A 23,067-nucleotide genomic window follows, 5' to 3' on the forward strand; every position below is an offset into this window, starting at 1 on the left:
GAGGGCGCCTGCTGAATGCAGGCGCCATGCTTTGGCAACTGACTCAGATGTTGTGGGTCGGTGGTGTGTGGTTGTTGCATGTCGGCTTGTTGCCGGTGCTGGGCCAGATTGGCCTGGCGCCGCTGCTGATCGAAGAGATCGGTAATGTGCTGAATGCGCTGCTGGTTGGTTTTTCAGCGGTATGCATCGTTCTTCAGGTGCTGGTATTGGTGCGTGCTGAAGGGCTGGCGAGCCTGTGGCGGGATATGCGAGGGCAGCTGCTGTTGGTGGCGTTATGTGCGTGCACGATGTATTTCGTGGTGCGCTTCGGGCTGTCGGATGTCGAGCGCTGGCAGCTGTTCAGCTATCTTGTCTTGGCTTTTTCCGGTCTGGTGCTGGTATTGCAGCCGGTGCCTGGGTGGAGTGGCAGGGCGCGCGAAGCACGCCCTTGACCCCTGTCGACGTCAGTGGAAGCGATGGACGTTGGACAGTTGCTTGTTTACCTTGGCGTTCTTGCGATAAATCAACGCCATTTTGCCGATGACCTGCACCAGATCCGCTTTGCCGGCCTTGCACAGTTCTGCAATGGCTTCCAGGCGGGATTCGCGTTCGAGGATGTTGAGCTTGATCTTGATCAGCTCATGATCGCTCAAGGCGCGTTCAAGTTCGGCCAACACACCTTCGGTCAAACCGTTGTCAGCCACAGTCAATACTGGTTTCAGATGGTGGCCAATGGATTTGTACTGTTTCTTCTGCTCTTGAGTGAGCGGCATAATCTGACCCCTGCGTCTGATCTTGTAAAAAGCGGCGGCCAGTTTACCCGAGCGCGTCCGGGACCGCCCAGTTAATCACGACCCGTTTTATTTTTTGAGGTGGCCCGTGGCCCGTTCCAAGACAAGCCATAACTGGCTGAAAGAGCACTTCAACGACCCATTCGTCAAAATGGCGCAAAAAGATGGGTACCGTTCGCGTGCCAGCTACAAGCTGCTGGAAATCCAGGAAAAGGATCGCCTGATCCGTCCTGGAATGAGTGTTATCGATCTGGGCGCGGCACCAGGGGGTTGGTCGCAGGTGACCAGTCGTCTGATCGGCGGGCAGGGGCGACTGATCGCTTCCGACATTCTGGAAATGGATAGCATCCCTGATGTCACCTTCATTCAGGGCGACTTCACCGAAGATGCAGTGTTGGCTCGAATCCTCGAGGCGGTCGGAAATTCCCAGGTGGACCTTGTGATTTCCGATATGGCCCCCAATATGAGTGGTACGCCTGCCGTAGATATGCCGCGGGCGATGTTTCTGTGCGAGTTGGCACTTGATTTGGCGGGGCGGGTTCTGCGTCCCGGTGGTGACTTCCTGATAAAGATTTTCCAGGGAGAAGGTTTCGACGAATACCACAAGAACGTTCGCAAGATGTTCGACAAGGTGGTGATGCGCAAACCGAGTTCTTCCCGTGATCGTTCTCGCGAGCAGTATCTGCTGGGACGTGGCTTTCGCGGGCGTATCGAGTAAAGGTTGTTTTTGACCGGGTTGATAGTTTTTTCGTATTTCGCCCCGGGGGCTTAAGCGAATATTGTGTAATCTGGGTTTCACAAAGGGTTACAGACAGCGCCTGCCAGAGCTGTAGGTAATGTAGTAAGTTAGGTCGGTGAATATCATGCGAAGCGCGCGCCAGCAGCGGAGCTTGCTTCAGAGGGTAGTTAATTGAACGATATGGCAAAGAATCTGATCCTGTGGTTGATCATCGCGGCTGTCCTGGTGACGGTGATGAACAACTTCTCCAGCCCTAACGAGCCGCAGACCCTCAACTATTCCGACTTTATCCAGCAAGTTAAGGATGGCAAGGTCGAGCGCGTAGCCGTTGATGGTTATGTGATTACCGGCAAGCGCAACGATGGCGATAGCTTCAAGACCATTCGTCCTGCGATTCAGGACAACGGCCTGATCGGTGATCTGGTGGATAACCACGTGGTCGTCGAAGGCAAGCAGCCTGAGCAGCAAAGCATCTGGACCCAACTACTGGTTGCCAGCTTCCCGATCCTGGTGATCATCGCCGTCTTCATGTTCTTCATGCGGCAGATGCAGGGTGGTGCTGGTGGCAAGGGCGGGCCGATGAGCTTCGGCAAGAGCAAGGCGCGTCTGTTGTCCGAAGATCAAGTGAAAACCACATTGGCGGATGTCGCGGGTTGCGACGAGGCCAAGGAAGAAGTGGGTGAACTGGTCGAGTTTCTCCGCGATCCGGGCAAGTTCCAGCGCCTGGGCGGTCGTATTCCTCGCGGCGTGCTGATGGTTGGCCCGCCGGGTACTGGTAAGACTTTGCTGGCCAAGGCCATTGCTGGTGAAGCCAAGGTTCCATTCTTCACCATCTCCGGTTCCGACTTCGTCGAAATGTTCGTTGGTGTAGGTGCCAGCCGCGTCCGCGATATGTTCGAACAGGCCAAGAAACATGCTCCGTGCATCATCTTCATCGACGAGATCGATGCCGTTGGTCGCCATCGTGGTGCCGGCATGGGTGGTGGTCATGATGAGCGCGAACAGACTCTCAACCAGCTGCTGGTAGAGATGGATGGCTTTGAGATGAACGACGGCATCATTGTTATTGCCGCCACCAACCGTCCTGATGTGCTGGACCCGGCGCTGCTGCGTCCTGGTCGCTTCGACCGTCAGGTTGTGGTTGGTTTGCCGGATATCCGTGGCCGTGAGCAGATTTTGAAAGTTCACATGCGTAAAGTGCCTATGGGTGAAGATGTCGCCCCGGCAGTGATTGCCCGCGGTACGCCCGGCTTTTCTGGTGCCGACTTGGCCAACCTGGTGAACGAGGCGTCGCTCTTCGCTGCCCGTAGCGGCAAGCGCATTGTCGAGATGAAAGAGTTCGAGCTGGCAAAAGACAAGATCATGATGGGCGCCGAGCGCAAATCCATGGTCATGTCCGAGAAGGAAAAGCAGAACACGGCCTATCACGAAGCAGGTCACGCCATTGTCGGTCGCGTAGTGCCTGAGCATGATCCGGTCTACAAGGTTTCGATCATCCCGCGTGGTCGGGCTCTGGGTGTAACCATGTTCCTGCCGGAAGAGGATCGCTACAGTCTGTCCAAGCGTGCGCTGATCAGTCAGATCTGTTCGCTGTACGGCGGTCGTATCGCGGAAGAAATGACGTTGGGCTTTGACGGTGTAACTACCGGAGCTTCCAACGACATCATGCGCGCCAGTCAGATTGCGCGGAACATGGTGACCAAGTGGGGGCTTTCCGAAAAGCTGGGGCCGTTGATGTACGCCGAAGAAGAGGGCGAAGTCTTTCTGGGGCGCAGTGCTGGCAGCCAGCATGCAAGCCTGTCTGCGGAAACCGCCAAGCTGATCGACTCCGAAGTTCGTAGCATCATCGACCAGTGCTATGGCACCGCCAAGCAGATCCTCACGGATAACCGCGACAAGCTGGATGCGATGGCCGATGCCTTGATGAAGTATGAAACCATCGATGCCGAGCAGATCGACGACATCATGGCTGGTCGTACCCCTCGCGAGCCTCGCGATTGGGAGGGCGGCTCGGGTACCACGCCTCCGGTGGTGCAGAACGAACGTCCAGAGACACCGATCGGCGGCCCGGCTGCTGACCACTAAGGTTTGAAATGACTTCTATGTCGTCCTCGACCCGGTTGCCTTGCGGCAACCGGGTTCTTGATTTGGCCCATACGCATGTCATGGGCATTCTTAATGTAACTCCCGACTCCTTCTCCGATGGTGGCCGTTTCAGCCAGCTTGATGCTGCCTTGCGCCATGCCGAAGGTATGGTGCTGGCGGGCGCGACGCTCATCGATGTGGGGGGCGAGTCCACTCGTCCTGGTGCGCGGGCGGTATCGCCGCTTGAAGAGCTTGAGCGGGTAGCACCTATCGTCGAACGCATCCATCGAGAACTGGATGTCATTATTTCGGTCGATACATCCACGCCTGCTGTCATGCGCGAAACTGCGCGCCTGGGTGCGGGGTTGATCAATGATGTCCGTTCGTTGCGACGGGATGGTGCGCTGGATGCGGCGGCGGCCACAGGCTTACCGGTTTGCCTTATGCATATGCTCGGTGAGCCAGGCGATATGCAGGACAATCCGCAGTATCGGGATGTAACCAAGGAGGTGGGTGAGTTCCTGGCTGAGCGTATGGCTCAGTGCGCTGCAGTGGGTATTGGGCCGGAACGGATCATTCTGGATCCAGGTTTTGGTTTCGCGAAGACCCTGCAGCACAACTTGACCCTGTTCAAGCATATGGACGCCCTGCATGCCCTTGGTCGACCTCTGCTGGTCGGAGTTTCACGAAAGAGCATGATAGGTCAGGCATTGAACCGTCCTGTCGGAGAGCGCCTGTATGGCGGGCTGGCTCTTGCTGCTCTGGCAATGTCCAAAGGCGCAAAGATCCTGCGGGTCCATGATGTGGCCGAGACGCTGGATGTCGTGCGGATGATTACAGCTGTGGAATCAGCCGAATAAGAATGATGGAGCACTTATGAGCAAGAAATACTTTGGCACCGACGGCATTCGCGGTCGTGTGGGCGTGTACCCTATTACTCCCGATTTCATGCTCAAGCTGGGCTGGGCTGCGGGTATGGCCTTTCGCAGTATGGGTGCCTGTCGTGTGTTGGTGGGTAAAGACACGCGCATTTCCGGTTACATGTTCGAGTCTGCGCTTGAGGCGGGCCTGTCCGCTGCTGGTGCGGATGTAATGCTGCTGGGTCCGATGCCCACTCCTGCTATTGCCTATCTGACCCGCACTTTCCATGCCGAGGCGGGGATTGTGATCAGTGCGTCGCATAATCCTCACGATGACAACGGCATCAAGTTCTTCTCGGGTGAAGGCACCAAGCTCCCGGATGAAGTCGAGTTGATGATCGAAGAGTTGCTGGATGCGCCGATGACTGTGGTGGAGTCCAGCAAGCTGGGTAAGGTATCGCGCATCAATGACGCCTCGGGCCGTTACATTGAATTCTGTAAGAGCAGCGTTCCTTCCAGTACCAGCTTTGCGGGTCTGAAGATTGTTGTCGATTGTGCCCATGGTGCGACCTACAAGGTAGCGCCAAGTGTTTTCCGTGAGTTGGGCGCTGAAGTAGTGGTGCTCTCCGCACAGCCTAACGGTCTGAACATCAACGACAATTGCGGCTCGACCCACATGGGGCAGTTACAGGCTGCGGTATTGGCCGAGCACGCCGATCTGGGTATCGCCTTCGATGGCGATGGCGACCGGGTGTTGATGGTCGACCATACAGGCGCCATCGTCGACGGCGACGAACTTCTGTTCATCATTGCCCGAGACCTGCATGCGCGTAACAAACTGCAGGGCGGTGTGGTTGGTACCTTGATGAGCAATCTGGGTCTCGAGCTGGCCTTGGCTGATCTGGGTATTCCATTCGTGCGCGCCAATGTCGGTGACCGTTATGTCATTGCCGAGCTGCTTGAGCGCCAATGGCTGGTAGGCGGTGAAAACTCCGGCCATATCGTGTGCTTCCAGCACACCACTACGGGTGATGCGATCATTGCCGCCCTGCAGGTGCTGATGGCACTGAAGCGGCGTGATGAAGGCTTGGCACAGTCGCGTCAGGCGCTGCGCAAATGTCCGCAGATTCTGATCAATGTCCGTTTTGGCGGTGGTGCCAATCCTGTCGAGCATCCGGCTGTGAAAGAGGCCTGCGCGCGCGTCACTACCGCGATGGCTGGGCGTGGGCGGGTGTTACTGCGCAAGTCGGGCACCGAGCCTTTGGTTCGCGTCATGGTCGAGGGCGATGATGAAGCCCAGGTCCGTGGCTATGCTGACGAACTGGCAAAACTGGTTGCGGAAGTTTCTGCCTGATTTCGGCTTGCCAGTGTTGATGCGGTTGGGTAACATCTGCGCCCACTTTGACCGACGAGGTACAGCATGCGTCGCCCTATGGTAGCTGGTAACTGGAAAATGCACGGTACCCGCGCCAGCGTCGCTGAGCTGATCAATGGCCTGCGTCATCTGGCCTTGCCTAGCGGTGTTGATGTCGCGGTATTCCCGCCTTGCTTGTATATCAATCAAGTGATTGATGGCTTGAAAGGCAAGTCGATTTCGGTCGGCGCGCAGAATTCTGCGGTGGAGCCCATGCAAGGTGCGCTGACAGGAGAGATTGCTCCGAGTCAGTTGGTGGATGCAGGTTGTTCCCTGGTGTTGGTTGGGCATTCCGAGCGTCGCCTGATGATGGGTGAGCGTGACGGTACGCTGAATCGCAAATTTGCAGCAGCACAGGCTTGTGGCTTGAAGCCGGTCTTGTGTGTAGGGGAAACCCTCGAGCAGCGCGAAGCCGGGAAGACTCTTGAAGTTGTCGGGCGTCAGCTGGGCAGCATCATCGAAGAGTTGGGTGTTGGCGCGTTTGCCAATGCCGTTATCGCTTACGAGCCGGTCTGGGCCATTGGTACCGGGCTGACTGCTTCGCCGCAACAGGCCCAGGATGTGCACGCAGCCATTCGGGCGCAGTTGGCGGCAGAGAATTCTGAAGTGGCACGAGGTGTGCGGCTTCTATACGGCGGCAGCGTGAAGGCGGCCAATGCGGTCGAACTGTTCGGCATGCCGGATATCGATGGGGGGCTCATTGGTGGAGCTTCCCTGAATGCAGATGAGTTCGGTGCGATTTGTCGCGCCGCGGGAAACTGAAAAAATGCTGGAAACAGTCGTAGTCGTTTTTCATCTGCTGGGTGCGCTGGGCGTAGTAGCTCTGGTATTGCTGCAGCAGGGTAAAGGTGCGGACGCTGGCGCGTCTTTCGGAGCAGGTGCTTCAAATACTGTGTTCGGAAGCCAAGGTTCCTCTACCTTTCTTAGTAAGTTTACTGCTATACTTGCCGCAGGTTTTTTCATAACCAGCTTAGGGTTAGGTTACTTTGCTAAAGAGAAAGCTCATGAGCTGACTCAAGTAGGTTTGCCAGATCCAGCGGTGCTTGAAGCGCCAAAGCAAAAACCGGCTTCTGATGATGTCCCGGTGCTCCAAGAGCAAAAGTCGGCAACCAATGCGACTGACGTACCTCCAGCTCAAGAGCAGAAGTAAGAAGAGTTTCACGCAGTAACGTAGTCTATGCCGAGGTGGTGGAATTGGTAGACACGCAACCTTGAGGTGGTTGTGCCCATAGGGTGTAGGGGTTCGAGTCCCCTTCTCGGTACCAATTATCAGGAGAGCCCGCTGTTGCGGGCTTTCTTGTAGGTGGAAGGTTACATTGACCCAAAAAGGGATCGGTCGTATACTTCCGCCCCAGCTTTGTCGCGGGGTGGAGCAGTCTGGTAGCTCGTCGGGCTCATAACCCGAAGGTCGTCGGTTCAAATCCGGCCCCCGCAACCAGTTTTAGCGGAGCCCCTTTTCAGGGGCTTTTTGTTAGCTGGACACTTTATAACGCCGCTATTCAACGGCGTTTCCGGGATGGGCGCTTCGCCCATTTTTTATTTGCACAAGCATGCACGAGGGGGTTCAGGTGTCGAGCAAGCTAGAACAGTTGCAGGCCTTGTTGGCCCCGGTGGTCGTGGCCCTTGGCTATGAATGCTGGGGTGTCGAGTTTTCGGCTCAAGGTCGCCACTCACTGTTGCGCGTTTATATCGATAAAGAAGGCGGTGTGCTGGTGGACGACTGTGCCATCGTCAGCCGTCAGATCAGCGGCGTTCTGGATGTCGAAGATCCGATCTCCGTTGAATACACCCTTGAAGTTTCCTCTCCTGGCATGGAACGCCCGCTGTTCACCCTTGAACAGTTTGCCAAGTATGTCGGTGAACAAGTGAAGATCAAGCTGCGCTCGCCTTTTGAAGGCCGGCGTAATTTTCAGGGCCTTCTCCGCGGGGTGGAGGAGCAGGACGTCGTGGTGCAGGTGGAAGACCACGAGTTCCTGTTGCCGATCGACATGATCGACAAGGCCCACATAATTCCCAGTTTTGACTGAGACGCGGATCCCGCGGATCCAATGGCTTGCGAAAGGCGAGGCGTACGATGAGCAAAGAAGTACTGCTGGTTGTTGAGTCGGTATCCAATGAAAAGGGTGTACCGGCAAGCGTAATTTTTGAAGCGCTGGAGCTGGCTCTGGCCACTGCTACCAAAAAGCGTTTCGAGGACGAAGTCGATCTGCGTGTGGAAATCAATCGCCACACCGGTGCTTACGAGACTTTCCGTCGCTGGACGGTAGTCGAGGAAGCCGATCTGGACGATCCGGCTGTGGAAACCTGGCCGAGCAAGGTCCAGGAAACCCATCCGGGCGCGAAAGTCGGTGATGTCGTCGAGGAAAAGATCGAGTCGATCGAATTCGGCCGCATTGCTGCGCAGACCGCCAAACAGGTCATCGTGCAGAAAGTCCGCGAAGCCGAACGTGCTCAAGTCGTTGACGCTTACCGCGAGCGCTTGGGTGAAATCATCTCCGGCACCGTGAAAAAAGTGACCCGCGACAACGTGATCGTCGACCTGGGTAACAATGCTGAAGCGCTGTTGGCCCGTGAAGACATCATTTCCCGCGAGACTTTCCGTGTTGGCGTGCGTCTTCGTGCGCTGCTCAAGGAAATCCGCACCGAGAACCGCGGCCCGCAGCTGATCCTGTCGCGCACCGCGCCGGAAATGCTGATCGAGCTGTTCCGTATCGAAGTGCCGGAAATCGCCGAAGGCCTGATCGAAGTCATGGCTGCCTCCCGTGATCCGGGTTCGCGCGCCAAGATTGCGGTCCGTTCCAAAGACAAGCGCATTGACCCTCAGGGCGCGTGCATTGGCATGCGCGGTTCGCGCGTCCAGGCCGTTTCCGGTGAGTTGGGCGGTGAGCGAGTGGATATCGTCCTGTGGGACGACAACCCGGCGCAGTTCGTGATCAACGCCATGTCGCCGGCTGAAGTCGCGGCAATTATCGTCGACGAAGATGCCCATGCCATGGACATCGCCGTTGGCGCAGACAATCTGGCTCAGGCCATCGGTCGCGGTGGTCAGAACGTGCGTCTGGCCAGCCAGTTGACTGGCTGGACCCTGAACGTGATGACCGAATCGGACATCCAGGCTAAGCAGCAAGCTGAAACCGGCGACATCCTGCGCAACTTCATCGACGAGCTGGAAGTCGACGAAGAGCTGGCACAGGTGCTGGTTGATGAAGGCTTCACCAGCCTGGAAGAGATTGCCTACGTACCGTTGGAAGAAATGCTCAACATCGACGGCTTTGACGAAGACATCGTCAACGAGCTTCGCGCTCGTGCCAAGGATCGCTTGTTGACTAAAGCCATCGCTACTGAGGAAAAGCTGGCAGACGCCCATCCGGCCGAAGACCTGCTCTCGCTTGAGGGTATGGACAAGGATTTGGCGATGGAACTGGCGGTGCGCGGCGTAATTACCCGCGAAGACCTGGCCGAGCAGTCTATTGACGACCTGCTCGACATCGACGGCATTGACGATGATCGTGCCGGCAAGTTGATCATGGCCGCCCGAGCCCATTGGTTCGAGTAATAGGCGCGGCCTGAGGAGAGAAGTGCATGACGCAAGTCACGGTGAAACAACTGGCCGATGAGGTCAAAACACCGGTAGAGCGCCTGTTGCAGCAGATGCGTGAGGCAGGTCTGCCGCACACCGCCGCCGAGGAACATGTGACCGACAGTGAGAAGCAATCGTTGCTGACTCACTTGAAGAGCAGCCACAAGGCGAAAGTGGAAGAACCGCGCAAGATTACGTTGCAGCGTAAAACCACCAGCACCCTGCGCGTGGCCGGCAGCAAAAGCATCAGCGTTGAAGTACGCAAGAAGAAAGTCTTCGTACAGCGCAGCCCGGAAGAAATCGAAGCCGAGCGCCAGCGTGAACTGGAAGAACGTCGCGCAGTAGAAAATGCTGCACGTCAGAAGGCTGAAGAAGAAGCCAAGCGTCGCGCCGAAGAAGAAGCGCGTCGCCAGCCTGCTGCTGCGCAACCTGCTGCCGTTGAAGCGGTTGCCGCACCTGCGGTGGTTGCCGAGCCGATTGTTGAAGATGTCCCTGTTGTCGCTCCAGCGCCGGTCGCTGAAGTGCGCAAGAAGGACGAGCAGCGTCGCCCGGACAAGAGCCGTAACGACGACAACCGTCGTGGTGGCGATGGCGAGCGTAAAAACGCTCCGCATCGTGCTTCCGTCAAGGAAAAGGCTCCGGCTCCACGCGTTGCCCCACGTACCACCGACGAAGAAAGCGATGGCTTCCGTCGTGGTGGTCGCGGCAAGGCCAAGCTGAAGAAACGCAACGCTCACGGCTTCCAGAGCCCAACCGGCCCGGTCGTGCGTGAAGTGAAGATCGGCGAAACCATCACTGTTGGCGATCTCGCCCAGCAGATGTCGGTCAAGGCTGCCGAAATCATCAAGTTCATGTTCAAGCTGGGCACACCGGCCACCATCAACCAGGTACTGGACCAGGAAACTGCCCAGCTGGTTGCTGAAGAATTGGGCCACAAAGTGACCCTGATCAGCGACACCGCCCTGGAAGATTCCCTGGCCGAGTCCCTGAAGTTCGAAGGTGAAGCGGTTCCTCGTGCGCCAGTCGTGACCGTAATGGGTCACGTTGACCACGGTAAGACCTCGCTGCTCGACTACATCCGTCGTGCCAAGGTAGCGGCTGGCGAAGCCGGCGGCATCACCCAGCACATCGGCGCGTACCACGTTGAAACCGAACGCGGCATGGTTACCTTCCTCGATACACCGGGTCACGCCGCGTTTACCGCCATGCGTGCTCGTGGTGCCAAGGCGACCGACATCGTGATCCTGGTGGTTGCAGCGGACGACGGCGTGATGCCGCAGACCGTTGAAGCCGTTCAGCACGCTCAGGCGGCTGGCGTACCTCTGGTGGTCGCGGTGAACAAGATCGACAAGCCGGGTGCCGACCTCGATCGCATCCGTAGCGAACTGTCGGTTCACGGCGTGACTTCCGAAGACTGGGGTGGCGATACTCCATTCGTTCCGGTTTCCGCGAAGATGGGTACCGGCGTCGACGAATTGCTCGAAGCCGTACTGCTGCAGGCCGAAGTGCTCGAACTGACCGCCACTCCTTCGGCTCCTGGCCGTGGTGTCGTGGTTGAATCGCGTCTCGACAAGGGCCGTGGCCCGGTGGCGACCGTACTGGTTCAGGACGGTACCCTGCGTCAAGGCGACATGGTGCTGGTCGGCTCGAACTATGGCCGCGTGCGCGCCATGCTCGACGAGAACGGCAAGCCGATCAAGGAAGCAGGTCCGGCCATTCCGGTCGAGATCCTCGGCCTGGACGGTACCCCGGACGCTGGCGACGAGATGAGCGTGGTTGCCGACGAGAAGAAAGCCCGTGAAGTGGCTCTGTTCCGTCAAGGCAAGTTCCGCGAAGTCAAACTGGCTCGCGCTCACGCCGGCAAGCTGGAAAACATCTTCGAAAGCATGGGCCAGGAAGAGAAGAAGACGCTCAACATCGTCCTCAAATCCGACGTCCGTGGTTCGCTGGAAGCCCTGCAAGGCGCTCTGAACGGCCTGGGTAACGACGAAGTGCAAGTGCGCGTAGTCGGCGGCGGCGTCGGTGGTATCACCGAAAGCGACGCCAACCTGGCCCTGGCTTCCAACGCTGTACTGTTCGGCTTCAACGTGCGTGCCGATGCCGGCGCTCGCAAGATCGTCGAGCAGGAAGGTCTGGATATGCGTTATTACAACGTGATCTACGACATCATCGAAGACGTCAAGAAAGCCCTGACCGGTATGCTGGGCAGCGACGTTCGGGAGAACATCCTGGGTGTTGCCGAGGTTCGTGACGTGTTCCGTTCGCCGAAGTTCGGCGCGATCGCCGGTTGCATGGTGATCGAGGGTGTCGTTCACCGTAACCGTCCAATCCGTGTACTGCGTGAAGACATCGTTATCTTCGAAGGCGAGCTGGAATCCCTGCGCCGCTTCAAGGATGACGCTTCCGAAGTGCGTGCCGGCATGGAATGCGGTATCGGCGTGAAGAGCTACAACGACGTCAAAGTCGGCGACAAGATCGAAGTCTTCGAGAAGGTTCAGGTTGCTCGCAGCCTCTAACTCGCGCACTTCAAGAGCCATGATGGCCAGTTGCATGCAAATGCACGGCGCATCGTCCGGACTCTAAACGCAACGCCCGGTCTGGCTTCTGTCAGGCCGGGCGTTTGCCGCTTTCAGACCTTGCGGGTTTCACCGTGAGGCAGCAACAGGTAACAAGACATGGCAAAAGAATACAGCCGCACCCAACGTATCGGCGACCAGATGCAGCGTGAGCTCGCTCAGCTGATCCGTCGTGAAGTCAAAGATCCGCGCGTCGGCCTGGTCACCATCACCGCCGTTGAAGTCAGCCGTGATGTCGGTCACGCCAAGATCTTCATCACCGTGATGGGCCAGGACAACGCTGACGATATCGCTCAGAGCATCAAGGTGCTCAATTCGGCCGCCGGCTTCCTGCGTATGCAGCTGGCTCGCGAGATGAAGTTGCGCAGCGTTCCACAGCTGCACTTCCACTACGACGAAAGCGTCGTGCGGGGTGCGCATCTGTCGGCCCTGATCGAGCGCGCCGTGGCCGAAGACAGCCAGCACGCCGCTACACCCGAAGACGCCAAGGAGTAAGCGGTGGCTCAGGTCAAGCGTATCCGTCGTAACGTCAGCGGTATCATCCTGCTCGACAAGCCGCTGGGGTTCACCTCCAACGCGGCGCTGCAGAAAGTCCGCTGGTTGCTCAACGCCGAGAAGGCCGGGCATACCGGCAGCCTCGATCCCCTGGCCACCGGCGTGTTGCCGTTGTGCTTTGGCGAGGCGACCAAGTTCTCGCAATACCTGCTCGATTCCGACAAGGGTTACGAAACCCTGATGCAGTTGGGCAAGACCACCACCACGGCCGATGCCGAGGGTGAAGTCCTGCAGACTCGCGAAGTGACCGTTGGTCGCGCCGATATTGAAGCGGTGCTGCCGGAATTTCGTGGGCAAATCAGCCAGATACCGCCGATGTACTCAGCCCTCAAGCGTGATGGCCAGCCACTTTACAAGCTGGCCCGTGCCGGCGAAGTGGTGGAGCGCGAAGCGCGTTCTGTTACTATTGCGCGCTTGGAATTACTGGCCTTTGAAGGCGATACTGCGCGGCTAGCGGTGGACTGCAGCAAAGGCACCTATATCCGCACCCTGGTGGAGGATATCGGTGAGAAGCTGGGGTGTGGTGCATACGTCGCGGAACTGCGTCGCACCCAGGCCGGCCCTTTCAGTCTGGCCCAGACCGTCACGCTGGAAGAGCTTGAAGCGGTACATGCCGAAGGCGGCAACGAAGCGGTGGATCGCTTCCTGATGCCATCGGACAGCGGCCTGCTGGATTGGCCGCTGCTGCAGTTCTCCGAGCACAGCGCGTTCTACTGGCTCAACGGCCAGCCGGTACGGGCTCCCGATGCACCGAAGTTCGGCATGGTGCGGGTACAGGATCACAACGGTCGCTTTATCGGTATCGGTGAAGTGAGCGAAGACGGGCGCATCGCGCCGCGTCGACTGATTCGGTCGGAATGACCGGAACCAGCCTGTGTAACCGCAGGCTGGAGAGGGTGGCTGTTAACAGGCACGGTCACAGCTCATTTATAGATACGGGGATTTGTCCCTGGCCTGTTGGTGGCGTTTCTCGAAACGCTGCCTTTTGAGAGGAAAGCCAAATGGCACTCAGCGTTGAAGAAAAAGCTCAAATCGTAACCGACTACCAGCAAGCTGTTGGTGACACTGGTTCGCCAGAAGTGCAAGTTGCACTGCTGACCGCCAACATCAACAAACTGCAAGGTCACTTCAAGGCCAACGGTAAAGACCACCACTCCCGTCGTGGTCTGATCCGCATGGTTAACCAGCGTCGTAAGCTGCTGGACTACCTGAAAGGCAAAGACCTGAGCCGTTACAGCGCTCTGATCGGTCGCCTGGGTCTGCGTCGCTAATCAGCGATTGCGCTAGAGGTTGGTTGTTTGCCGTGCGTCAGTGGGTTTCCCGCAGGCGCATGGCAGGCTCCCAGCCTCAAGTTTTATCTGGACCGTAGTTTTACCTGGACAATAAAGGCCGGGCCGATTCCCGGAGTTGCCCAAGAATTTCGCAAGAAACCAGTTCCCCCAAGAGCCACAAAGAAGGTAGGACACCGTGAACCCGGTAATCAAAAAATTCCAGTTCGGTCAGTCGACCGTTACCCTCGAGACTGGCCGTATCGCCCGTCAGGCCTCCGGCGCAGTATTGGTCACCGTTGACGACGACGTCAGCGTATTGGTGACCGTGGTTGGCGCCAAACAAGCCGATCCAGGCAAGGGTTTCTTCCCTCTGTCTGTTCACTACCAGGAAAAGACTTACGCTGCCGGTAAGATCCCTGGCGGTTTCTTCAAGCGTGAAGGCCGTCCTTCCGAGAAAGAAACCCTGACCTCGCGTCTGATCGACCGCCCGATCCGCCCTCTGTTCCCAGAAGGCTTCATGAACGAAGTGCAGGTTGTCTGCACCGTGGTTTCCACCAGCAAGAAGACCGATCCGGACATCGCTGCGATGATCGGTACCTCGGCCGCGCTGGCGATTTCCGGCATTCCTTTCGATGGTCCGATCGGTGCTGCCCGCGTTGCTTTCCATGAAAGCACCGGCTACCTGCTGAACCCGACTTACGAGCAGCTTCAGGCATCTAGTCTGGACATGGTCGTAGCCGGTACCGAAGAAGCGGTACTGATGGTTGAATCGGAAGCCAAAGAGCTGACCGAAGACCAGATGCTGGGCGCCGTACTGTTCGCCCACGACGAATTCCAGGCCGTTATCCAGGCCGTCAAAGAGCTGGCTGCCGAAGCCGCCAAGCCAACCTGGGACTGGGCTCCGGCTCCAGAAGCCACCGACCTGCTGGGCGCTATCCGCTCCGAGTTCGGCGAAGCGATCTCCCAGGCTTACACCATCACCGTCAAGGCCGACCGTTATGCACGCCTGGGCGAGCTGAAAGACCAGGTCGTCGCCAAGCTGTCCGGCGAAGAAGGCCAGCCTTCCGCCGGCGACGTCAAAGCCGCTTTCGGTGAAATCGAATACCGCACCGTTCGCGAAAACATCGTCAACGGCAAGCCACGTATCGACGGCCGCGACACCCGCACCGTACGTCCGCTGAACATCGAAGTCGGCGTTCTGCCGAAGACCCACGGTTCGGCCCTGTTCACCCGTGGCGAGACTCAGGCCCTGGTCGTCGCGACCCTGGGTACTGCCCGTGACGCACAGCTGCTGGACACCCTGGAAGGCGAGAAAAAAGACCCCTTCATGCTGCACTACAACTTCCCTCCGTTCTCGGTGGGCGAGTGCGGTCGCATGGGTGGCGCTGGTCGTCGTGAAATCGGTCACGGCCGTCTGGCCCGTCGTTCGGTTCAGGCCATGCTGCCAGCCGCCGACGTGTTCCCTTACACCATCCGCGTAGTATCGGAAATCACCGAGTCCAACGGTTCCAGCTCCATGGCTTCCGTGTGTGGTGCTTCCCTGGCACTGATGGACGCTGGCGTGCCGATGAAGGCACCGGTTGCCGGTATCGCCATGGGCCTGGTCAAGGAAGGCGAGAAATTCGCCGTCCTGACCGACATCCTGGGTGACGAAGACCACCTGGGTGACATGGACTTCAAGGTAGCCGGTACCGCCAAAGGCGTCACCGCGCTGCAGATGGACATCAAGATCAAGGGCATCACCGAAGAAATCATGGAGATCGCCCTGGGCCAGGCCCTGGAAGCTCGCCTGAACATCCTCGGCCAGATGAACCAGATCATTGGCCAGTCGCGTACCGAACTGTCGGCCAACGCTCCGACCATGATCGCGATGAAGATCGACACCGACAAAATCCGTGATGTCATCGGTAAAGGCGGCGCGACCATCCGTGCGATCTGCGAAGAGACCAAGGCTTCGATCGACATCGAAGACGACGGCTCGATCAAGATCTTCGGCGAAACCAAGGAAGCCGCAGAAGCTGCGCGTCAGCGCGTTCTGGGTATCACCGCGGAAGCCGAGATCGGCAAGATCTACGTTGGCAAGGTTGAGCGCATCGTCGACTTCGGCGCATTCGTCAACATCCTGCCTGGCAAGGACGGTCTGGTTCACATCTCCATGTTGAGCGATGCTCGCGTCGAGAAAGTGACCGACATCCTGAAAGAAGGTCAGGAAGTGGAAGTGCTGGTGCTGGACGTGGACAACCGCGGCCGTATCAAGCTGTCCATCAAAGACGTGGCAGCAGCCAAGGCTTCGGGCGTTTAAGACCCCTGACGCTGTAAGCTGAACAAGCAGACGCCCCGACTGGTTCGGGGCGTTTTGCTATGTGCCGTTTGTGCCTTGCTCCCTGTCGGGCGGGTGACATGGCAAAACCCCGGTCCCGGTGCTAGGTTTAGCCCAGCGCCCGTGTAGCTCAGCCGGTAGAGCAGCGCACTCGTAACGCGAAGGTCGCAGGTTCGATTCCTGTCTCGGGCACCAGTCAGCCGTTTCAAGCAATCCATGAATGCCTGTCAGATACCTACAAAGCCCGCCCAGTGCGGGCTTTGTCGTTTCTGGTGTTCGTGATGTGTGCCCGGGCGATTGATGGATGTCCCGGCTCCGCCAGGAAACCTGCTCAAGCCTTGCCAAGGGCCCCGGCCAGCCAGTCGCAGAAGCTGCGGGTGAGGGCATCGCCTTCGCTGTCGCGGTGCACCAGCCAGCTCCAGTTCGGGCCGCGTACGGTCTGCTCCGCCAGCGCCACCAGCAGCCCCTGATCCCGGGCGCGGCCGGCCAGCAGCTGGCTGACCAGGGCTATCCCCAAACCTTGGCTGGCGGCGTCCAGCAACAGGCCGGGGTCGGAGAAGTTCAGCCCCTGGCTGTGCTGGCCGACGTCGATGCCGCCCTGTACCTGCCAATGGCTCCAGTCCATCTCGCGCTCGCCGTGCAGGGTGGTGCGCGCGTCCGCTGCCTGTTCCAGCAAGGCGGGATGGCAGGCCGGGTACAGGCGGTCTTCCAGCAACACGCGAAAGCTGCATTCGGCCTGGGCGCTGAGGTCGTCGCGCACGGCGATGTCGATGGTCTGGGTGGCCATGTCGGGTGTTTCGTCGGTGGTCAGCAGCCACAGGTCAACCTGCGGATGAAGCCGGTGAAAGTCCGCCAGGCGCGGCACCAGCCAGTGGCGGGCAAAGGCCGGGGTGGTGTTGACCACCAGTTGATTGGGTTTGCGGTACTGGTCCAGGCGACGGATGCCCACGGCCAGTTGTTGCAACAGCGACTGGGTGGTGCTGAGCAGGTCGAAGCCGGCATCGGTCAAGGCCACGCTGCGGCCGTTGCGGAAGAACAGCGGCTGTTCGAGGAAACTTTCCAGGCTGCGAATATGCTGGCTGATGGCCGACTGGGTGAGGTGCAGCTCTTCGGCGGCCTTGTGGAAGCTGCCCAGGCGGGCGGCGGCCTCGAAGCCGCGCAGGGCATTCAGGGGTGGCCAGTGTTTAAGCATGATTGATAAGCCCAGCTAATCAGAATTCGACAAAATCTATCGTTTGTTCGGTCGTTTTTACAGGCCTAGCATACAAGTCATGGCCGCGGTCGCGGTTTTCAGTGATAACAAAATCTTAACTGAAGGCACTTGTATGCAATTCAACGATGCGCAGAACGGCTGGTTCATGCCCGCCGAATGGGTACAGCACGCCGCCACCTGGATGGCTTTTCCCCATAACCAGGCCCTGTGGGAAAACAGCTGGGGCGTGACCCTGGCCGAGGTGCAGGTCGACTTTGCCCGTGTGGCCAACGCTATCGCCCGTTTCGAACCGGTGAAGATGGTGGTTGACCCCTGCGCAGTGGCGCGAGCCCGTGAGTTGTGTGGAGCGAATATCGAGCTGGTCGAGCTGGCAATCAACGACAGCTGGTGCCGCGACTCCGGCCCGAGTTTCGTCTGCCATCCGCGCCTGGGCACGGCCGGAGTCAACTGGCGCTTCAACGCCTGGGGCGGCAAGTCGGCTTGCGACCTGGACCAAAGCCTGGCGCGGCGGATCCTCGACAGCCTCGGCCTGCAATGCTTCGACACATCGCTGACCAACGAAGGCGGCGCCATCCATGTGGACGGGCAGGGCACCCTGATCACCACCGAATCGGTACTGCTCAACGGCAACCGCAACCCCGGCATGAGCAAGGCCGAAATGGAGGAGATCTTCGCGCGCCTGCTGGGCGTGAAGAAAACCATCTGGCTGCCCGGCGATCCCAACTACGTGACCGGCGACATGACCGACGGCCACGTCGACGGCGTCTGCGCCTTCGCCCGACCCGGTGTGCTGCTGGTGGACGCGACCCGGGATTCATCTTCGGTGTACGCCGAGGTCGTGCGCGAGAACCGCCGCGCCCTGGAACTGGCCACCGATGCCCAGGGACGCCGCTTCGAAATGCTCGAACTCTTCGAAGCCAGCGATGCCGTGGACCAGGAGGCCGAGGTGTTCTGCGCTTCCTACACCAATTTCTACATCGCCAATGGCGCGATCATCATGCCGGCCTACGGTATCGCAGCCGATGACGAGGCCGCGGCGACCCTGCGCCTGGCTTTCCCCGGGCGTGAGGTGGTGCCGGTGCGGATCAACCAGCTGGCCCACGGCGGCGGTGGTGTGCACTGCATCACCCAGCAGCAACCGGCCTGGCCGCTGAAGGGGTAATGCCATGACTCATCTGACCGTCGCCACCACCCAGTTCGCCTGCAGCTGGAATCTGGAGGACAACCTCGACCAGGCCGAGCAACTGGTGCGGGAAGCCGCCGCCAAGGGCGCGCAATTGATCCTCCTGCAGGAGCTGTTCGCCACCCCGTACTTCTGCATCGAGCAGGACCACAAGCACCTGGCCTTGGCGCAGGAATATGGCAAAAGTGCCGTACTCCGGCGCTTCGCCGACCTTGCCCGAGAACTGGGCGTGGTGTTGCCGCTGAGCTGGTTCGAGCGTGCCGGCAACGCCTTCTTCAACTCGCTGGCGGTGGCCGATGCCGACGGCCGCCTGCTTGGCGTCTACCGCAAGACCCACATCCCCAACGCCATCGGCTACCAGGAGAAGGAGTACTTCAGCCCCGGCGATACCGGCTTCCGCGTCTGGGATACCGCTTTCGGCCGCATAGGCGTGGGCATCTGCTGGGACCAGTGGTTCCCCGAGACCGCCCGCTGCCTGGCCTTGATGGGCGCGCAGGTGCTGCTCTATCCCACGGCCATCGGCTCCGAGCCGGGCGCCGCCGGGCTGGACTCGCGCGACCACTGGCAACTGACCCAGCGTGGCCACGCGGCCGCCAACATCCTGCCGGTGATAGCGGCCAACCGTGTCGGGCAAGAGACGGCAACCACCGATCCGCAGTTGCGGATGAGTTTCTACGGCTCGTCCTTCATCACTGATCACAAGGGCAAGCTGCTGGCCGAGGCTGACCGTGACACTACGGGCGTGCTGGTACAGCGGCTGGATCTTGCCGCCATGGCCGAGGAACGCCTGAGCTGGGGCATCTACCGGGATCGCCGCCCGGAAATGTACGGCCCGCTGCTGGGCCTGGACGGTTGCCGAACCCATGAACACTGGTCGCGCCAGGGAGCCTGAAGATGAATCTCATCAAGAAACTGTCGGTGCTTGCCTTGGGCCTTGGCCTGGGTTGTTCGCAGTTCAGCGTCCAGGCCGAGGACAAGGTCCTGCGCCTGTACAACTGGGCGGACTACTTCGCCCCGCAGACCTTGGCTGCCTTCACTCACGAGACCGGTATCCAGGTCATCTACGACGTGATGGACAGCAGCGAGACGCTGGAAGCCAAAATGATGTCCGGCCACAGTGGTTATGACCTGATCTTCCCCGGCGACACCGTGGCCGAACGCCTGATGCGCGCCAGTGCCCTGCAGAAGCTCGATCAGGGCAAGCTCGAGCACCTGGATGACATCGAGCCCGGCTTGCGCACGTTGCAGGCCCTGTATCCACATTCGCGGAATGCCACCGTGCCCTACACCTGGGGCACCATCGGCCTGACCTGGAACCAGGCGATGATCGACAAGCGTCTGAATAATGCGCCAGTGAACAGCCTGGATATGATCTTCAAGCCCGAGGTCGCGGCGAAGTTCGCCGATTGCGGCATCTCCATGATCGACTCGCCCGACGAAGTGCTGGCCGTGGTGCTCAACTACCTGGGCCACGACCCGCGCAGCAGCAAGCCGGACGAACTGGCCGAGGCGGTGGCGTTGCTCAAGGGCATCAAGCCGTACATCCGCAAGTTCCAGTCGCAGCCGGTGACCCAGCTGGTCAATGGCGACATCTGCCTGTCCCTCGGCTACAGCGGCGACATGACCCAGGCCCAGCGTACCGCCGACGAGGCCGGCAAGGGGGCGCGCTTCCAATACCGTATTCCGCGGGAGGGCACCACGGTGTGGATGGACACCATGGCCATCCCGGCCGATGCCCGCCACCCGGAATACGCCTATGCGCTGATCAACTTCATCATGCGCCCGCAAAACATGGCGGCGATCAGCAACGCCACCGGCTATCCCACCTCCAGCGCCAAGGCCAGGCCGATGGTGGCGGCCGACATGCGCAATAATCCGGATATCTATGTGGACGCGGCCACCTATGGGCGGCTGATCCCCGGCAAGGACATTGCGCAGCGCGACATGCGGGCGCGAATGCGCGCCTGGACCACCTTCAAGACCAGCCTTCACGACTGAGGCCAGCAACCGCCAGAGCAGGGCGGGCACCTGGTAATCGGGTGGCCACGCCCTTCGAGATTCACTCAACAGAGAACACCTCATGTCTACACGCCGTGACTTCATCAAGCAGCTGATGGCGGCCAGCGGAGTCGGTGCCGCCGCCTCCCTTGGCCTCGGCTTTGGCGCCCCGCGCATTTTCGCCGCCTCGGCCGGCAACTGGTACATGCCCGACGAGCACGGCCCGCAGGAGCGGGTGATCCTGGCCTTCGGCGCGTCGTCCCGGGTCTGGGAGGACTGGGCGGGCGCGGTGAACGACACCATCGCCCTGCTGGCCAGGACCATCGCCAAGTATCAACCGGTGACCGTGCTGTGTCGCGCCAGCCAGCTGTCATTGGCCAAGAGCAAGTGTGGCACCAGCAATATCGACTTCCTGACCTTGTCGCTGGACGACGTCTGGGTGCGCGACTACGGCGGCTGCTTCGTGGTCGACGGCGCGGGCGGCCTGGGCCTGGTGGATTTCAACTTCAACGGCTGGGGCGACAAGCAGACCTCGGCCAACGACACCCGCGTGGCCGATACCCTGAGCGAGGAGATGGAGGCCGACTACGTTCGTAGCGCGCTGGTGGGCGAGGGCGGCGGCATCGAGGTGGACGGGCATGGCACCGCGATCATCACCGAGAGCTGCTGGATCAACGACAACCGCAACCCGGGGCTGGGCAAGGCGCAGATCGAAGCCGAGCTGAAGGCCAACCTCGGCCTGCGCAAGATCATCTGGTTGCCGGGTATCAAGGACAAGGACATCACCGATGCCCATGTCGATTTTTATGCGCGCTTCGTCAAGCCCGGCGTGGTCATCGCCAACCTGGACAATGACCCCGGGTCCTACGACTACGCCGTGACGCGCAGGCACCTGGAAATCCTCAATGCCGCCACCGACGCCGATGGCCGCAAGCTGGTGGTCCACACCCTGCCGCCGCCGACCAGGATGCGCAGCAACCTGTATACCCGCGACAACCCGGATTTCGCGCCGGGTTACATCAACTTCCTGCCGATCAACGGCGCGGTGATCGCTCCGCAGTTTGGTGACGCGGCGGCGGACCAGTACTGCAAGGACCTGCTGGCCAGGCTTTATCCGGGGCGGGTGGTGGAACAGGTCAATATCGACCCGATCGCCGCGGGTGGCGGCGGCATTCATTGCGTGAGCAAGCATCTGCCACGGGTGTGAGGTGGCTTTTGGGTGCGTAAGACCTAGGGAGCGGATCTGACTCGATTCTTCTATACAACAAAGCCCGCATCGAGCGGGCTTTGTCGTGTTTACTGGCTTTGAATCACTTCACCTTGCTTCTCAGGTCCTCGAGGCTGCGTTTGAGTTGGTCCAGGTTCTGGCCCTGATTGCTGACCTCGCTCTTGAGGCTGGACAGCTCGCTGGAACTCGAACTGGAGCTTGAGCTGCTGCCACGCTTGAGGTCATCGATCTGACTCGCCAGCTTATCCAGGGTGCTGGCTTGAGTACTGACCGTGCTCTTGAGGCTGGACAGCTCGCTGGAACTCGAACTGGAGCTTGAGCTGCTGCCGCGCTTGAGGTCATCGATCTGACTTGCCAGCTTATCCAGGGTGCTGGCTTGAGTACTGACCGTGCTCTTGAGGCTGGTCAGTTCGCTGGAGTTCGAGCTGGAGCTTGAACTGCTGCCACGCTTGAGCTCCTCGATCTGCTTGCCGAGCTTGTCCAGTTCGTTGGCCTGGTCGCTGGTAACGCGCTTGAGGCTGTTCACTTCACTGGTGCTCGAACTGGAGCTTGTGCCGCTGTTGCGCTTGAACTCTTCAAGCTGGGTTTCCAGCTTTTTCAGCTGGTTGGCTTGCTCGCCGGTGGTTTTCTTGAGGTTGCTCACCTCACTGGCAGTGGAGCTGGAGCTGCTGCCGGTGTTGCGTTTGAACTCTTCGATCAGGCGCGCCTGGCTGTTGACGACGTCCTTGAGCTTTTCCAGTTCGGCGCTGCTGCTCTTGAGGCCGTCCTGCAGCTTTTGCAGGTCGTCCACGGTGAAGCCGCTGGGGCGGACGGTGTACTTGAGGTCTACTTCCTGGTGCAGGGCCGAGATCCTGTCCGAGTACGAGGCGCTGCTGGAGTTGAATTCGACGGCCTGGGCGGAGAGTGACAGGCTGCTGAGGATCAGGGTGGAGAGGCTGGTGGCGAGGAAGGCGGACGAACGCTGAGTGCGGCTGAACATCACTGGGTTTCCTTGTGAAGTGCCGATATGGCACATCGCTATGACTGCGTCCTTGCCTTCTTGTTTCAGGGGCAAGAAGGTGGCTCGGGGAGTGGAGTGTAACAACGTATTTTTCGTGAAAGTGCCTTGAGCGAACGGACAGGTTTTTTGTCGGTGCGCTGTAACGATTCGTATGCATCCGCAGACAAAGGTCCTATATTCGCAGCCTGTCTGAATGGTTTTCAGATGATCCCGAATGGTTCACGGCCAGATAAATCGGCTTTCACAGCGCTTTTTTGCGGCAAAGAGATCCCAAC

21 protein-coding genes and 3 tRNA genes are annotated in these 23,067 nt (G+C 59.4%); 21 read left to right on the forward strand and 3 right to left on the reverse strand.

Going from position 1 to position 23,067, the window contains the following annotated elements:
• Positions 1 to 26: 26 nt before the first annotated feature.
• Positions 27 to 431 (forward strand): hypothetical protein, encoded by a 405-nt coding sequence (locus CXQ81_RS06530; protein WP_007920864.1) that lies wholly within the window; start codon positions 27 to 29, stop codon positions 429 to 431.
• A 12-nt stretch (positions 432 to 443) separates the two neighbouring features.
• Here the strand turns inward: CXQ81_RS06530 and CXQ81_RS06535 are convergent, their stop codons facing one another.
• Positions 444 to 752 carry a YhbY family RNA-binding protein gene (locus tag CXQ81_RS06535; protein WP_007920867.1) on the reverse strand — a complete coding sequence of 103 codons (309 nt, stop codon included), beginning with the start codon at positions 750 to 752 and terminating at the stop codon, positions 444 to 446.
• Positions 753 to 858: 106 nt separating this feature from the next.
• Here CXQ81_RS06535 and rlmE point away from each other — a divergent pair, with 106 nt between their 5' ends.
• The 16 genes from rlmE (at position 859) to CXQ81_RS06615 (ending at position 16,365) form a co-directional block, all read left to right on the forward strand.
• Positions 859 to 1,488, forward strand: coding sequence for a 23S rRNA (uridine(2552)-2'-O)-methyltransferase RlmE (rlmE, locus tag CXQ81_RS06540; RefSeq protein WP_101336809.1), 630 nt, complete (start codon positions 859 to 861; stop codon positions 1,486 to 1,488).
• Between the two features lie 201 nt (positions 1,489 to 1,689).
• On the forward strand, positions 1,690 to 3,594 hold the full coding sequence (ftsH, locus tag CXQ81_RS06545; RefSeq protein ID WP_009046930.1) for an ATP-dependent zinc metalloprotease FtsH: 1,905 nt from the start codon (positions 1,690 to 1,692) through the stop codon (positions 3,592 to 3,594).
• Positions 3,595 to 3,602: 8 nt separating this feature from the next.
• Complete coding sequence (gene folP, locus CXQ81_RS06550) at positions 3,603 to 4,454, forward strand: dihydropteroate synthase (RefSeq protein WP_101336810.1); 852 nt, start codon at positions 3,603 to 3,605, stop codon at positions 4,452 to 4,454.
• Between the two features lie 16 nt (positions 4,455 to 4,470).
• The gene (glmM, locus tag CXQ81_RS06555) at positions 4,471 to 5,808 is read left to right on the forward strand and encodes a phosphoglucosamine mutase (RefSeq protein WP_101336811.1); all 1,338 of its coding nucleotides are present in this window, start codon (positions 4,471 to 4,473) and stop codon (positions 5,806 to 5,808) included.
• Between the two features lie 66 nt (positions 5,809 to 5,874).
• A complete protein-coding gene (gene tpiA / locus CXQ81_RS06560) occupies positions 5,875 to 6,630 on the forward strand; it encodes a triose-phosphate isomerase (protein WP_007920876.1) in 756 nt (251 codons plus the stop codon).
• Positions 6,631 to 6,634: 4 nt separating this feature from the next.
• A complete protein-coding gene (secG, locus tag CXQ81_RS06565; RefSeq protein WP_009042126.1) occupies positions 6,635 to 7,018 on the forward strand; it encodes a preprotein translocase subunit SecG in 384 nt (127 codons plus the stop codon).
• A 29-nt stretch (positions 7,019 to 7,047) separates the two neighbouring features.
• A tRNA-Leu gene (locus CXQ81_RS06570) sits at positions 7,048 to 7,133 on the forward strand.
• Between the two features lie 96 nt (positions 7,134 to 7,229).
• A tRNA-Met gene (locus CXQ81_RS06575) sits at positions 7,230 to 7,306 on the forward strand.
• Positions 7,307 to 7,436: 130 nt separating this feature from the next.
• Positions 7,437 to 7,895: a ribosome maturation factor RimP gene (rimP, locus tag CXQ81_RS06580; RefSeq protein ID WP_157832235.1), complete on the forward strand. Its 459-nt coding sequence runs from the start codon at positions 7,437 to 7,439 to the stop codon at positions 7,893 to 7,895.
• Positions 7,896 to 7,942: 47 nt separating this feature from the next.
• Complete coding sequence (gene nusA, locus CXQ81_RS06585; protein ID WP_007920878.1) at positions 7,943 to 9,424, forward strand: transcription termination factor NusA; 1,482 nt, start codon at positions 7,943 to 7,945, stop codon at positions 9,422 to 9,424.
• 26 nt (positions 9,425 to 9,450) lie between these two features.
• The gene (gene infB, locus CXQ81_RS06590; protein ID WP_007920879.1) at positions 9,451 to 11,964 is read left to right on the forward strand and encodes a translation initiation factor IF-2; all 2,514 of its coding nucleotides are present in this window, start codon (positions 9,451 to 9,453) and stop codon (positions 11,962 to 11,964) included.
• A gap of 159 nt (positions 11,965 to 12,123) precedes the next feature.
• Positions 12,124 to 12,519, forward strand: a complete 396-nt coding sequence (gene rbfA, locus CXQ81_RS06595) for a 30S ribosome-binding factor RbfA (protein WP_007920881.1) — start codon at positions 12,124 to 12,126, stop codon at positions 12,517 to 12,519.
• 3 nt (positions 12,520 to 12,522) lie between these two features.
• Complete coding sequence (gene truB / locus CXQ81_RS06600) at positions 12,523 to 13,440, forward strand: tRNA pseudouridine(55) synthase TruB (RefSeq protein WP_007920884.1); 918 nt, start codon at positions 12,523 to 12,525, stop codon at positions 13,438 to 13,440.
• Positions 13,441 to 13,580: 140 nt separating this feature from the next.
• Entirely contained in the window at positions 13,581 to 13,850 is a 270-nt protein-coding gene (rpsO, locus tag CXQ81_RS06605; RefSeq protein ID WP_009042128.1) for a 30S ribosomal protein S15, read from the forward strand.
• 196 nt (positions 13,851 to 14,046) lie between these two features.
• Positions 14,047 to 16,152, forward strand: coding sequence for a polyribonucleotide nucleotidyltransferase (pnp, locus tag CXQ81_RS06610; RefSeq protein ID WP_007920885.1), 2,106 nt, complete (start codon positions 14,047 to 14,049; stop codon positions 16,150 to 16,152).
• Positions 16,153 to 16,289: 137 nt separating this feature from the next.
• Positions 16,290 to 16,365, forward strand: a tRNA-Thr gene (locus CXQ81_RS06615).
• Between the two features lie 136 nt (positions 16,366 to 16,501).
• Here CXQ81_RS06615 and CXQ81_RS06620 read toward each other — a convergent pair.
• A complete protein-coding gene (locus tag CXQ81_RS06620) occupies positions 16,502 to 17,362 on the reverse strand; it encodes a LysR substrate-binding domain-containing protein (protein WP_101336813.1) in 861 nt (286 codons plus the stop codon).
• A gap of 133 nt (positions 17,363 to 17,495) precedes the next feature.
• Between CXQ81_RS06620 and CXQ81_RS06625 the strand changes: the two genes are divergently transcribed.
• The 4 genes from CXQ81_RS06625 to CXQ81_RS06640 all read left to right on the forward strand — a co-directional run bounded on the left by CXQ81_RS06625 (position 17,496) and on the right by CXQ81_RS06640 (position 21,771).
• The gene (locus tag CXQ81_RS06625; protein ID WP_101336814.1) at positions 17,496 to 18,545 is read left to right on the forward strand and encodes an agmatine/peptidylarginine deiminase; all 1,050 of its coding nucleotides are present in this window, start codon (positions 17,496 to 17,498) and stop codon (positions 18,543 to 18,545) included.
• A gap of 4 nt (positions 18,546 to 18,549) precedes the next feature.
• Positions 18,550 to 19,458 carry an N-carbamoylputrescine amidase gene (aguB, locus tag CXQ81_RS06630; RefSeq protein ID WP_007922261.1) on the forward strand — a complete coding sequence of 303 codons (909 nt, stop codon included), beginning with the start codon at positions 18,550 to 18,552 and terminating at the stop codon, positions 19,456 to 19,458.
• 2 nt (positions 19,459 to 19,460) lie between these two features.
• Positions 19,461 to 20,564, forward strand: coding sequence for an extracellular solute-binding protein (locus CXQ81_RS06635; RefSeq protein WP_101336815.1), 1,104 nt, complete (start codon positions 19,461 to 19,463; stop codon positions 20,562 to 20,564).
• Between the two features lie 82 nt (positions 20,565 to 20,646).
• Positions 20,647 to 21,771 (forward strand): agmatine/peptidylarginine deiminase, encoded by a 1,125-nt coding sequence (locus CXQ81_RS06640; protein ID WP_101336816.1) that lies wholly within the window; start codon positions 20,647 to 20,649, stop codon positions 21,769 to 21,771.
• Positions 21,772 to 21,874: 103 nt separating this feature from the next.
• Here the strand turns inward: CXQ81_RS06640 and CXQ81_RS06645 are convergent, their stop codons facing one another.
• Positions 21,875 to 22,771 carry a hypothetical protein gene (locus tag CXQ81_RS06645; RefSeq protein WP_101336817.1) on the reverse strand — a complete coding sequence of 299 codons (897 nt, stop codon included), beginning with the start codon at positions 22,769 to 22,771 and terminating at the stop codon, positions 21,875 to 21,877.
• Positions 22,772 to 23,067: the final 296 nt, after the last annotated feature.

The organism is Pseudomonas sp. 09C 129, from assembly GCF_002843625.1.
In the GTDB taxonomy this organism is placed as follows: Bacteria; Pseudomonadota; Gammaproteobacteria; order Pseudomonadales; family Pseudomonadaceae; genus Aquipseudomonas; species Aquipseudomonas chlororaphis.